This window comes from Phocaeicola sp., from assembly GCF_057861905.1.
In genome coordinates, this window is the sequence record NZ_DBMACV010000003.1 from 1 (window position 1) to 13,238 (window position 13,238).

Annotated in this window: 11 protein-coding genes; 6 read left to right on the forward strand and 5 right to left on the reverse strand. The window is 48.6% G+C overall.

Annotated features, from left to right (window positions below; translation table 11 throughout):
• Nucleotides 1–734: 734 nt before the first annotated feature.
• Nucleotides 735–1,352: a Crp/Fnr family transcriptional regulator gene (locus tag ACZM60_RS00965; protein ID WP_418586104.1), complete on the reverse strand. Its 618-nt coding sequence runs from the start codon at nucleotides 1,350–1,352 to the stop codon at nucleotides 735–737.
• A gap of 116 nt (nucleotides 1,353–1,468) precedes the next feature.
• On the opposite strand from ACZM60_RS00965, the gene hcp reads away from it, so the two are divergent.
• From hcp to ACZM60_RS00995, 6 genes are all read left to right on the forward strand, one after another.
• On the forward strand, nucleotides 1,469–3,124 hold the full coding sequence (gene hcp / locus ACZM60_RS00970) for a hydroxylamine reductase (RefSeq protein ID WP_489520569.1): 1,656 nt from the start codon (nucleotides 1,469–1,471) through the stop codon (nucleotides 3,122–3,124).
• A gap of 76 nt (nucleotides 3,125–3,200) precedes the next feature.
• A complete protein-coding gene (locus ACZM60_RS00975) occupies nucleotides 3,201–3,665 on the forward strand; it encodes a MaoC family dehydratase (RefSeq protein ID WP_337420209.1) in 465 nt (154 codons plus the stop codon).
• A gap of 107 nt (nucleotides 3,666–3,772) precedes the next feature.
• Nucleotides 3,773–4,498: a TIGR02757 family protein gene (locus tag ACZM60_RS00980; protein WP_489520570.1), complete on the forward strand. Its 726-nt coding sequence runs from the start codon at nucleotides 3,773–3,775 to the stop codon at nucleotides 4,496–4,498.
• The gene (locus tag ACZM60_RS00985) at nucleotides 4,495–5,751 is read left to right on the forward strand and encodes an exonuclease SbcCD subunit D (RefSeq protein ID WP_489520571.1); all 1,257 of its coding nucleotides are present in this window, start codon (nucleotides 4,495–4,497) and stop codon (nucleotides 5,749–5,751) included. Before ACZM60_RS00980 ends, ACZM60_RS00985 begins: the two co-directional genes overlap by 4 nt.
• Entirely contained in the window at nucleotides 5,748–9,566 is a 3,819-nt protein-coding gene (locus ACZM60_RS00990; RefSeq protein ID WP_489520572.1) for an SbcC/MukB-like Walker B domain-containing protein, read from the forward strand. The genes ACZM60_RS00985 and ACZM60_RS00990 overlap by 4 nt, the downstream gene beginning before the upstream one ends.
• 230 nt (nucleotides 9,567–9,796) lie before the next feature.
• Complete coding sequence (locus ACZM60_RS00995) at nucleotides 9,797–10,690, forward strand: AraC family transcriptional regulator (protein ID WP_340319313.1); 894 nt, start codon at nucleotides 9,797–9,799, stop codon at nucleotides 10,688–10,690.
• Nucleotides 10,691–10,767: 77 nt separating this feature from the next.
• Here ACZM60_RS00995 and ACZM60_RS01000 read toward each other — a convergent pair whose 3' ends face one another.
• The 4 genes from ACZM60_RS01000 to ACZM60_RS01015 form a co-directional block, all read right to left on the reverse strand.
• Nucleotides 10,768–11,325 (reverse strand): phosphatase PAP2 family protein, encoded by a 558-nt coding sequence (locus ACZM60_RS01000; protein WP_021970395.1) that lies wholly within the window; start codon nucleotides 11,323–11,325, stop codon nucleotides 10,768–10,770.
• Entirely contained in the window at nucleotides 11,322–11,699 is a 378-nt protein-coding gene (locus ACZM60_RS01005) for a diacylglycerol kinase (RefSeq protein ID WP_021970396.1), read from the reverse strand. Before ACZM60_RS01005 ends, ACZM60_RS01000 begins: the two co-directional genes overlap by 4 nt.
• A 12-nt stretch (nucleotides 11,700–11,711) precedes the next feature.
• Entirely contained in the window at nucleotides 11,712–12,470 is a 759-nt protein-coding gene (locus ACZM60_RS01010; protein ID WP_340319341.1) for an exodeoxyribonuclease III, read from the reverse strand.
• Nucleotides 12,471–12,532: 62 nt separating this feature from the next.
• Nucleotides 12,533–13,234 (reverse strand): porin family protein, encoded by a 702-nt coding sequence (locus ACZM60_RS01015; RefSeq protein WP_021970398.1) that lies wholly within the window; start codon nucleotides 13,232–13,234, stop codon nucleotides 12,533–12,535.
• Nucleotides 13,235–13,238 lie beyond the last annotated feature (4 nt).

The following is a 13,238-nucleotide window of genomic DNA, read 5'->3' on the forward strand; positions in this document are numbered from 1 at the left end:
CTTATTGTTTCTTTGAAAACAAACCGGATGCATTGCAAGGATACTATATTGAGGACTCAAAACAACTGGCCTTATTCTAAACTTATCCCGAACTCAGGTTAAGCTGTTTTCTTCATTGCATTTCTTTACGCTGTGCAAATATACGATTTTACGGTATTCCGACAAATCTGTCAGGCATGGAAGTCCGTAATTCTTCCTGTAAATAGAGAGAAATGTTAATGACAGACCTGTATCTGCATCGGATTTTTGCAGGCTAAATCCCTGTAAAGGTTAAAAACAATCTTTATGTTAAAGCTTTTGGAGGTGAAAATGACCTGTTGTTTCCTCAGAAAGATGATGATGTCTGGGGTAAAACATCCTGTTATTTTATTCGAAGTTTCGGCATGTTTTATTTTGAAGCAGGAATCAGGTTGAAATTTCCTGTTTTTGCCTCTGGAATTTCTTTTAAATGAAACGGATTACTCATGGCATTGTGCTATTAAAACAGGCGAGAAAGTTTCTCGCTGTGATGAGATTGTGCTTTGTTTTATGGATAAGGTTTCTTAGTGAAAGAAATAACTGTCTATCTGGATTCCGGAGAAGCGGTGAGAATCTGATTTTTAGCAGCCGACTTGATTCTTCCTCGGATTTTGCGATAATGGAGAAATCAGCATGTCATTTTGACAAAAAGTAATTTTCAGTTGCATGGGTTTGGAAAGCAGTGTGCCGTAGTTTTTGTTATGCGGCACGACTGGTCATTCTGTAATGATGGCTTCTTTTCCGTTCATGCTGACCTTCTTTTCGGCTACCAGCTCCGATAAGGCTCGTGCCAGCGAAGGACGTGCTACTCCCAGAATGAAGGCCACTTCCTGCTGGTTGTCTATGCGTTTATTGATTTTCAGGTAATTCAGCAGACGCGATTTCAGGCTTTGCAGGGCGAATTCATTCAATTTTTTGCTTAAGAAAAGACTCCGGTCGGAAATCATTCCGATAAAATTCTTCATGATGACAGGCTGGCTGTGCATGAATTCCAGAAAATAGTTCTTGTCGAGCACCAGCACCTCACAGTTTTCCAATACTTCGATGTTTACCGGAAAACGGTTTTCCGATGCGAATATAAAGGCTGGAGCGAGTACTTCAGGGGCACTTATCCGGTCGATGGTGACTTGTTTTCCTTCCGCATTTTCCATTTGTGCCCGTACGTTTCCTGTACATAATATATAGAGCGAACGGCAGGGGTCTCCCTGACGGGCTATGAAGTCGCCTTCTTTATAGCGACGGACACTGTTAGGAGCTTCGGCAAGCAACTGTCGGGCTGCTGCTTCGGATATTCCCTGAAATAAGGGAAGCTGTAAAAGTTGTATGGCGTTCATTTTGTCTATATTTAACGATTATTCAGAATGGCTGTAACATAGGTTACAGTTATTGCCGGCAGAAAGCGGCATCTTTGCACAAACTTAATAAAAAATCACTAATGACTATCTAAATTATGGAAGGAAATATGTTTTGCTATCAGTGTCAGGAGGCAGCCAAGGGTACCGGCTGTGTACTGAAAGGTGTGTGTGGAAAGAATAGTAGTACAGCACGTTATATGGACTTGCTGCTCTTTACGGTAAGAGGCGTATCGGTGGCTGCCAGTGCTTTGCGTGAGCAGTCGGTAAAGGTGTCGGCGGAAGTCGATTCGTTTGTAACGGATGCTTTGTTTTCTACCATTACGAATGCCAATTTCGACGATGAAAGTATTTTGCGCCGCGTAGAGAGAGGAATCGCTCTGCGTGATGCTCTGAAAGCTGAGGCTGCTGCGCGGGGTATTGCACTTCCCGAAGTAGACGAGCTGGAGTGGAAGGGAGAAAAAGCTTCGTTCGAAGAGAAGGCGGCTACGGTTGGTGTATTGCGTGAGGCAAACGAGGACTTGCGTTCACTGAAAGAACTGCTTGTTTACGGTCTGAAAGGTATGGCGGCTTATCACGAACATGCCATGCGTCTGGGGTATAACAGCGAGGAAATTCATGCGTTCATGCAGGCGGCACTGGCAAAGATTGCTGTCGGCGGACTGACTGCCGACGAATGGGTGGCGCAGGTGATGCAGGCGGGAGAGATGGGTGTCAAGGTGATGGCACTGCTCGACGAGGCAAATACGACCCGTTACGGCAATCCGGAGATTACAAAGGTGAATATCGGGGTGGGCAAGAATCCGGGTATTCTGATCAGCGGACACGACTTGCACGACATCGAGGACTTGCTGAAACAGACCGAGGGAACGGGAGTGGATGTATATACGCACAGCGAAATGCTTCCGGCACACTATTATCCTGCTTTCAAGAAGTACAAGCATTTTGTAGGCAACTACGGAAACGCGTGGTGGAAACAGCGTGAGGAGTTTACGGCGTTCAACGGTCCGATTGTGTTTACAACCAACTGTATTGTGCCGCCGCTCTCGAATGCAACATATAAGGAGCGTATGTTTACCGGAAACTCGACCGGCTATCCGGGTTGCAAGCACATTGAAACGGGTGCCGACGGACATAAGGATTATTCGGAAGTGATTGCGCTTGCCAAGCAGTGCCAGCCGCCTGTAGAACTGGAAACCGGAGAGATTATCGGTGGATTTGCGCACAATCAGGTGCTTCAGCTTGCCGATAAGGTAGTGGAGGCCGTGAAGAGTGGAGCTATCCGGCGTTTTGTGGTGATGGCTGGATGCGACGGCCGTATGAAGAGCCGCGATTATTATACTGATTTTGCCAAGGCATTGCCGCAGGATACGGTTATCCTGACTGCCGGATGTGCAAAATATAAATACAACAAGTTGCCTTTGGGCGATATAAACGGCATTCCGCGTGTACTCGATGCCGGTCAGTGCAACGACAGTTATTCGCTTGCCGTTATCGCCCTGAAGCTGAAGGAAGTCTTCCAGTTGAACGACATCAACGAACTGTCGATTACCTATAATATCGCGTGGTACGAACAGAAGGCGGTGATTGTGCTGCTTGCCTTGCTGAGCCTGGGCGTGAAGAACATTCATCTGGGCCCTACATTGCCTGCCTTCCTCTCGCCGAATGTAGCAAAAGTACTGGTCGACACCTTCGGAATAGGAGGCATTACCACTGTCGACGAAGATTTGAAGAAATTCGGTCTGATAGGATAAAATCTGCCCCGGCATAGGTTAATGTCCGATATTTTGCTTACCTTTGCTCATTAATTTGTCACTAAAATCTGACTATATGAGCAAAGTAATTATCAATTCTTACGAAGAATTTGAAAAAATGATTGGTCAGCAGATCGGAATTTCCGACTGGCTGGAAGTAACACAGGAGCGTATCAACCAGTTTGCCGACGCTACACTGGATCATCAGTGGATTCATGTCGATGTAGAACGTGCGAAAGTGGAAAGCCCCTTCAAGAGCACAATCGTACACGGCTACCTGACGTTGTCACTGCTTCCGTATTTCTGGAATCAGATTATCGAAGTAAACAACCTGAAGATGATGGTAAACTACGGAATGGATAAGATGAGATTCGGTCAAGCTGTATTGTCGGGACAGAAAATCCGTATGGTTGCCGAGCTGCATTCGTTGGTTAACTTGCGCGGAACAGCTAAGGCTGAGATTAAGTTTGCTATCGAAATTGAAGGACAGAAGAAGAAAGCACTCGAAGGTATCGCTACTTTCCTGTATTACTTCAACTGATAGACGGCATACTGGCTGTAGATATTTTGAATAGGATGATGAGATTCATTACAGGATAATCAGGTTTCTGTGGTGAATCTCATCGTTGTTTTATAGGTGTTTTGATTATGACAGAGGAACTTTACCGGCAGTTGCGTGAGTGGGCGGAAGCTTATCATCGGGCGGATTTCATCGCGAATGATCCCGTACAATTCCCGCACCGTTATGTCCGGCAGGAAGATATTGAAATAATGGGACTGCTGACTGCTGTTCTGAGTTTCGGCAATCGCCGGATGATTCTCCGTAAGGTGGACGAACTGGACGCGCTGATGGGGCATGCTCCCTTGCAGTATGTGCTTTCCAGACGCTGGGAGAATGGTTTCAGTCGGGAGAACCAACGGAGCTTTTACCGGATGGTTTCGTATGCGGCATTCCGTACTTATTTCGAGAAGTTGTATGCGGTGTATGCAGAAAATCGTACGCTGGAGGATGCCTTGCTGGCTTTCTCGGGAAACCCGATGCAGAAGCTTTGCGCGTTTTTGGGGGTGTCCGACAGAAGTCCGCAGAAGAAGCTCAACATGTTTCTGCGCTGGATGATCCGTCGTGATTCGGCTGTCGACTTCGGTATCTGGCGGCGGATGAGTCCTGCCGACCTGATTATCCCGCTCGATACGCATGTGTGCCGGGTGGCTTTCCTGCTGGGATTGATCAATAAACCTTCTTTTTCGTTGTCGGCTGCGCGGTGTATTACGCAGGCATTGGCAGAAGTGTTCCCCGGCGATCCGTGTCTGGGCGACTTTGCGCTTTTCGGTTATGGAGTGAATCATCCTGAATTAACAGATAACTTATCATGATAAAGATATTGGCTACAAGCGACTGGCATCTGGGGAATACCTTCCACGGCTTCGACCGTCAGGAAGAGCATGCCGATTTTCTTCGGTGGCTGCTCGGTGCTGTCGGACAGAAAAATCCTGATGCCTTGCTGGTGTCGGGCGACATATTCGATTCGAGTAATCCTTCGGCTGCCTCTCAGGAGTTGTATTACAGTTTTCTCGATACGCTGACACAGCGTTTCCCGCAGTTGCAGACGATAATAATTGCCGGAAACCATGACTCGGCTGCACGGCTTGAGGCGCCTCGCCTGATGCTGGAAAGGCATCGGGTCTATGTGCGCGGGCTGATACGCAGGCAGGAGGAAGGTGACTTCTTGCCGGACGATTTGCTGTTGCCTGTCTGTTCGGCAGCGCATCCGGAAGAACGTGCCTGGGTGCTTGCGGTGCCTTACTTGCGCGATGGGGACTTTACCCGTGGAATGAGTTACGGAGAGGGTGTAGGAGAGTTCCTGCGTCGGGCGGTTGAGGCGGCGAATCTCCGGCGTGACCGGAACAAAGAGGCGCTGATTCTGATGGCGCATTTGTATGCTACGGGGAGTGAGATTGCCGAAAATTCTTCGGAACGTATCGTGATAGGTGGTTCGGAAATGGTGAGTCTGGATGAAATAGATGAAAGTGTTACGTTAGCCTTGTTGGGGCATTTGCATCGTAATCAGAAAGTTAACGGTCGTGAAAGCTGGCTGTATCCGGGCAGTGCCCTGCCGATGTCGTTTGCAGAGAAGGGCTATCGTCACGGAGCTGTTTATTATGAGATAGAGGACGGTCGCCTGAATGGTGTGTCCGAGTTCCTCGACTATCCTTTACAGCATCCACTGGTTTCTGTTCCGTCGAAACCGCTTCCGCTGGCCGAGGTGCTCGACTTGCTGCGTGCTTTGCCCGATAAAGATAAAATGAGCGAAGAAGAACCTGTTCCGTATCTGGAGGTGAATGTCTTGCTCGACGCTCCTGTGGCTGGCATCAACAAGCAGGTAGAGGATGTCCTTCAGTCGAAAAATGTGCGTTTGTGCCGGACGGTAATCGCCTATCGGGTGCAGCAGTCGGCTGGCGACGGGGAAGTAGTGTTGGAATCGGTCGACGATTTGCTGACGCTCGACCCGATAGAGGTGATCAGAAAGAGTTATCAGAACAAGTTCCGCTGTGAGATGCGCAATGAGCTGGTGGAACTTGCCAGAAGGGCTGTGGAAGCGGCTCGCAGGGAAGGAGGCAATGAATGAAGTTGTTGAAAGTAATCATGTATAACTTGGCTTCGCTCGAGGGGGAACAGGTTATCGATTTTGAGAGTGAACCTTTACGGAGTGCCGATTTGTTTTCCATCGTAGGTGAAACAGGTAGCGGAAAGTCGACCATTCTGGATGCTGTCTGTCTGGCATTGTATGGGCTTGCGCCTCGTTTCTATGGGGCAGATAATTTCGATTATTACCATACCGAGCGCCCGAACAACGATCAGGTGCTCGATCCTGACGACCCGCGTAACATTCTTCGTAAGGGTACGAAGGAGTGTTTTGCCGAGGTAATGTTTCTGGCTCGCGACGGTTTCCGCTATCGTGCCCGCTGGTCGTGTTCCATAGCCCGCATCAATTATACGCGTCCGGAGCGCAGGCTGTACCGGATAGCAGTGGACGAGGCGGGAAGAACCAGCGAGAAGGAAGTGGAAATAACCGGAGGAGGACGTCAGAAGCGGGGACATAAGAATATCAACAATGAGGGACTTGACCGCATTATCGGCTTGGATTACGGACAGTTTACCCGTACCGTGATGCTGGCACAGAACTCGTTTGCCAATTTTGTCAAGGCGGACGACAAGGATAAGGCTGTCTTGCTGGAAAAGCTGACCGGAACGGAGCTGTATACGGCTGTTGCTCGTAAGATTTATGAGTTTTATAAGGAGGCGGAAGCTGCCTATAATGAGGTGTTCAGTCAGGTAAAGGCTTTTGCCGTACATCAGCTTTCGGAGGAAAAGCTGGCGGAAGTGGAAGCGCACAAGGAAGAATTGGATGCTCGTTTCCGCAGTTTGCAGACTGAACTTCAGAAGTTGAAGGATCAGCAGAAATGGTATGCCGATTTGTGTGCGCTGGAGGTGGCGTTCGCCGATGAGGAGGCAAAATGGAAGCAGGCTTCGGAAAAGGCACAGAGCTTGCAGCCGGTACGGGACGAATTGCGGCTGCTCGATGAGGTAGCTCCCATACGGGATGTGTATCAGACCTGCATGAATCTGCAACGTGAACTGAAAGAGCTGACAGAGGAAGTCGGTCGGAAGCAATTGCAGTGCAGTACATTGGAAAAGGAAGAGGCCGAGAAACGAAAACTTCTGTTGGATGTAAAAGAAAATTATAATGCTATTCGTGAGAAGCAGGAGCAGATGCTTCCGCTGGTGACAGCAGCCCGTAAGCAGAAGGTGGAACTGGATGCGCAACAGGCTACCGTGACTCGTCTGAAAGAGGAGGAAAGTTCGCTGGCGAAAAAGGAAGAATTGCTGAAAAAGGAGCAGGCAGAAAATGCGGCTCAGGTAGTGGAGTTGCAGAAACGGCAGGCGGAAGCGGAACGGATATTGGCGGAGCTGATGCCGCACCGCGATATGCTGGAAAACAAGAATGCGGTTTCCGATAGGCTGGAATCGCTGGATAAAGCGGTGAAACGCTGGCAAAAAGAATCTGCCGACTGGAAGAAAAATTGTATCGAACTGGAAAATCAGCAGCAGGCATGCCGGGAAGGAGAAAATCGCTTGCGGAAATCGGATGAAGAACTGGTTCTGTGTAGGGAGAGTATCCGGCAGAAAACACAGGCATTGGCTGGTGTGGATGTAGAGGCGTTGCAACAGCGGATGGCGGACGTGACGAAATGTTATACCGATTTGGAACGATTGAGAAAGTTGCAGGCGGTTGTCACGGAGCGACGAAAGTGTTTGTCTGAAAATCAGATTGTGTCTGAAAAAATTACCATTAAGTTGGATGAAGCTTCGCGTGAGGTGAAGGAACTGACAACGGAGCGTGAAGAGATAAATCGTCTGTTGCCCGGACTGGAAGAGGCGTGGCAATTGGCGAGCAGCCGGAGTGCCGAGCATATGCGTGCCGTGCTGAAACCGGGAGAACCTTGTCCGGTGTGTGGGGCATGCGAGCATCCGTATGCCGAAGGAATAGCGGAAGTGTTGCAGCCTGTGAAGGAAGAAATTGCTCGTCGTCGCAAGCGGCTGACGGAAATTGAGGAACGGCTGGATGCTTCTCCCGGCGGATTGCGCCTGCTCTGTTCGGAACTGAACGGTAAGTTGTCGGCTTTGCGTGAGGGAACCGGACGGTTGAATGCGGAACTGGTTGAGGCTGTCGGCGAATGGACGGCGCTGGTTGTAGCTTATCCTGTCCTGCCTGTTGATGTGGTACAGGCAGATGCTTCTACTTTATCGGCTCTGTTGACGATGGAAACGGAACGGATTGTGGCTCAGGGAAAGCAGGCGCGTGCCGAACAGAATGCTTATCAGCAGGCACAAAATGAGCTGACTGACATGCGTCGTGCGTACGATGAAAAGCAGGCTTCGTGTTCGCGTCAGCGGGAAGAACTGCATCATCGGGCGGTGGAATTGAAACAACGGCAGGGACAGAGTGAGCAGAAGCGTGCGGAATTGCAGCAGCTTGAACGTACGAACGGGGAACTGCGTGGGGCGTTGCGGCAGGATGTTTCGTTACCCGACTGGGAGCGGGCTTTCGAACAAGACGTTGAAGGGGTGCTTAACCGCTTGTCGGGTATGTACGACAAGTATCGGGAGGCAACTCGTGTGCAGCAGGAATCGGTGGGGCTGTTGAATGAACGGAAAGTGGCTGCCGGGGCGTTGGAGAAACAATTGTCCGAGTGTCAGGCTGCCGTAAAGGGAAACCGGGAAGAAATTGCCGGTGCCGTACAGATTTATGAAGCAAAGCAGAAATCGTATATGCAGGTCTTGGGCGGTGCCGATCCGGATGAAACGGAGCGTACGCTGAAGTTACAGTTGGAAGAGGCGGAGAAACAGGTACAGCTTGCTGATAAGGCTCATAATGAAGTCGTCGAATCGTACAGCCGGTTGTCGGGTTTCGTGAAGGCAGCCGAGGAGCAGTATCGGAAGAAGCAGGCGGATGGCACGATTGCGCAAACGGGTGTAGAAGATTTCATCACACGTTACAATGAATCAGCGGAACATACGGATGTGCTTTCAAAAGAACGGCTGGATATGTGTTTCTCGCCTTCGGTCGACTGGAATGGCAAGCGTGAGCAGATCCGGCAGGCGGATGAGAATGTGAAATGGTGTCAGGGACAGATGGAAGCACGCCGGAAAGCATTGGAAACTCATCGTGCCTTACAGGTTATCCCGCTGGAATTGTTGGGTGAGGAATGTCATCCTGCGGAAATGTTGCAGGAGAAAATGCAACAGGTACAGGCTTCTTCGGAGGAACTCGACAAAGAGCGTTTGCAGGTGGGCGGCATGCTGATGGCACATCGCCGGAGCATGGAACAGATGCAGTCGGTCGGCGAGGAGCTTGAACGCAGGCGGAAGGCATATCAGGACTGGAAGGAGTTGAATGATATTTTGGGAAATGCCAACGGCGACAAATTCCGCGAAACGGCGCAATGCTTTACGCTGCGCTTCCTGATACGGCAGGCCAACGAACAGCTTCGTCTGTTGAATCACCGGTATAGTCTGGAGCAGGTGAAGGATTCGTTGGGAATCCGTGTCATCGATCACGACCGGGCGGATGAGGTTCGTAACATCAGTTCGCTTTCGGGCGGAGAAACTTTCCTGATCAGTCTGGCACTGGCTCTGGGACTCTCGTCGCTTTCGTCGCGCAACATTCCGATGTGCAACTTGTTCGTGGACGAAGGTTTCGGTACGCTCGATACCAACAGCCTGAACATGGTGATAGATGCCCTGTCGAGCTTGCAGTCGATGCAAGGAAAGAAAGTCGGAGTCATCAGCCACACGGCAGAGATGCGTGAACGAATCCGTACACAAATCCGGGTTGTCAAGGTGGGTTCTGGAGGAAAGAGTACTATCGAAATAGTTTGATTCTCGACGTATCTGTAATGGAACGTAGGCGGCAGCTTCTGATGTTTTGTACAAAAAATCAGAAAGTTTGTATAAATTTTCAGAAAACGTCTCGATGTTTTTCGGAGGATTTGCCGGGGCTTGTTTAAAGATTCTTTCTTGCGAGTGATGGAACATTGTTTATGCCTTATGGAACTTCCTCTTCCCGTGAAAACGATTTATTTTTACCGACGAAATAAAAATAGGTATTTATGAGTCAATATGGTGAAATCAAGTGCTTGGATATCTCTACTTTCAAGCAGGTATCGTCTGCTCTCTATAAGGATGAAGGAATAGTTGTGTTAAGCGGTGAAAAAGAACTGAGGCTGATTAGCGGGCCTGCGCGAGTTGATGTTTTGATATTGTTTGTATGTACGGAGGGAAAGTTTCAGATAAATGTCAATATGTCGACCATTGTTGTTGCGGAGGGAGATGCTTTGCTTTGCAAGCCCAATGACTTGATTGATGAAAGTGTGTTCTTTCCCGGCTTTCAGGGGTACGCACTTTGTCTTTCACCTCAGATAATCCGGGAGTGTGTTCCGGGAGATGGCATTTGGAAGCAGGCTTTCCGGCATAGAGATAAATCTGTAGTACAAGTCAGTCCGGAAGCCTTTAAGGCACTTAAATTGTATGGCGAGCTGCTTTGTCTCAAGACTCGTGCGGAACATCGTCGTCCACGTGGCAGAGAAGCTGTGTTGTCTATTATCCGGAGTTTACAGTGCGAACTGCTGGATGAGTTGGATGATCGTTATTCTCCCGACGATGAACAACGGCAGCGGGATGTTTTGTTCCGGAATTTTATAGATTTGCTGGTGGGGTGTAAAGTTAAGCCGCGTGCTGTTTCCTGGTACAGCGAACGGCTTTTCGTGACTTCCAAGCATCTTTCTACAATGTGTAAGCTGGTCAGTGGGCGTACTGCCGGCGACTGGATAAAGGAATATGTACTGATGGACATTCGTTTTCAGTTAAAGTATTCCGACAAGTCGATTAAGGAAATTTCAGAGATGATGAATTTTCCCAATCTTTCATTCTTTGCTAAATATGTACGTATTAATCTGGGGGCTTCGCCTACCGAGTTGCGTAAGAAATTGAGGGAGCGGAAATAGTAAAAAACGAAGTTGGATTGATCGATTCATCGGCTACGATATGTACCGGAATCGTCTTGTTCTATTGGGGAAAACGCTTAAAATGTCATTGAAGCATAGACACCGTAATGTCCGTCGCCAGCAACGGGACTGATAGTCAGGTTATGTTCTTTGGCAAAGGGGCGGGTAAATATATAAGAACTTCCGGCTCCAATTACGGCTCCGGCAGCAACATCCCACCAGTCATGCTTCTTTCCGTAGACGCGAGTCCAGCCTACATAGGTGGATAGAATATAAGACGGCAGTCCCCATTGCCAGCCGTAACGTCGCTGGATGAAGGCGGCTGCTGCAAAGGATGTAGAGGTATGCATCGACGGGAATGAGTGATTGTCGCTGTGGTCGGGGCGCTCTTTCTTCACAATATATTTCAGAGCATAGGTCACTCCTAAGGTTGTTACACCCGAAAAGACTCCTTGTTTCAGTCCTTGCCAGTCTTTTTGAAGTAAAACGGCCGTCAGACCGGCCACAGGAAGCAGGACGGCTCCTACATCTCCTGTAGTGCGTACAGCCTTTCGGGCGCCGGTGATTTCTATTTCCTGGGCAAAAAGTGCAATTGATAAGACAAAGGTCAGCAGTGTGAATAGCAATCTTTTCATATAAGGGCGATGAGTTTGGGTAGAAAAATAATCAGTCCTGTAATGGCAACTGCAATAGCAAGCAGCAGGACGGCTCCTGCTGCCAGATCTTTTGTGCGTTTGATGGCTTCGTCATACTCCGGCGATACACGGTCGGCAAGCGCTTCTATAGCCGAATTGACGGCCTCTGCAGCAAGTACCAGACCGATACAGAGAGTAACGACAATCCACTCCATCGGAGAAATATGAAGAAGAATACCTGCCGTGATGGCGCATACGGCAGCGAAACAATGTATCCATGCATTGTGTTCCCGGCTGATGAGCAGGAATATGCCGTGAAAGGCGTACTTGAAACTGCGGATGCGCTTGCGCAAGGTGAAGCCGTCGTTTTTCATTTTTCTGCGGATTTACCAGTTGATTGTGACTTCTACGGGACAGTGGTCGGAGCCGAATATCTCAGTATGTATCTTTGCGCCCTGAAGTTTGTCGGCAATGCGTGCAGAAGCGAGAAAGTAGTCAATACGCCACCCTGCATTCTTTTCGCGTGCTTTAAAGCGGTACGACCACCACGAATAGATATTTTCCTGAGTAGGATAGAAGTGACGGAAGGTATCGACAAAGCCTGCATCGAGCAAGGTCTGGAACTTTTCGCGTTCCTGATCGGTGAAACCTGCGTTCATCCGGTTGGTCTTCGGGTTCTTCAGGTCGATTTCTTTATGTGCCACATTCAGGTCGCCGCAAACAAGAACCGGTTTCTTCTGGTCGAGCTGTTGCAGATATTTCCGGAAGTCGTCCTCCCATGTCATACGGTAATCCAGACGTTTCAAACCGTCTTGTGAGTTCGGAGTGTACACCGTCACCAGATAAAAGTTTTCCATTTCCAGCGTAATGACACGTCCCTCATGGTCGTGCTCGTCGATTCCCAGACCGTAAGTGACGGCAATCGGCTGGTGGCGGGTAAAGATAGCGGTACCTGAGTAGCCTTTTTTCTCGGCATAGTTCCAATAGGAGGTATAGCCTTCGAAAGACAAATCGAGTTGTCCTTCCTGCATCTTTGTTTCTTGCAGACAGAAAAAGTCTGCATCCAGTGTCTTGAATGTTTCGCGAAAACCTTTATCGCAGCAGGCACGCAGCCCGTTTACGTTCCATGAGATGAGTTTCATAATCATAATAAGAGTCGGAGAGTTTATCCGTTTTCTGTTTATAGTTAAGAATAAATAGAATAGCGTTATTTCTTCAAGTCAAATAAATATGTCAGTCGTCCGGCAATATATGAGTGTGCCGAACGTGAGAACGGGTCTTTCTTGGTGCTATGATAGAAGTCGCTCAGACCGAAATAGTATCGTGCTTCGATCAGGAAATTACCGATTCCTGTACGGGTTTCTACACCTATGCCGCCTACTATTCCGTAATCGAACTTTACTTCTGCCATTTTTCCATATTGCCAGATTACACCGTTAGGGCGTTCATTAGGATGAAATGCTTCACTTTTCTTTTCATTTTCACTCAGCAGAAAACCGAATTGCGGTCCCAGATTGAGCACGAATCGTGCACCGTGTCCCTTGTCTTTACCGAAAGCAAGATGTGCCATTAAGGGAACTTCCACATAATTCATGGTGCGTTGATAAGTATCTTCTGTTCCGTCATCGATATTTTCTTTCCATCCTCTCTGTGAGAAGTTGATTTCTCCCTGTATACCGCAGAACATTTTAAAATAGCGTTCTGAGATATATCTCACAGTAAGTCCGAAAGAGGGAGTGAGGAATGTCTTTTGCTTGATGCTTGGATCAAAACTGACTGAACTAAGATTTACGCCGCCATTCACACCAATGGCCAGATTATGACGCTGGTCTTGCAGCTGGGCGTGCACGGGCAGTCCAACCGACAAACATAATAAGCTAAATAATGCAATAATAGATTGCTTTTTCATGTAG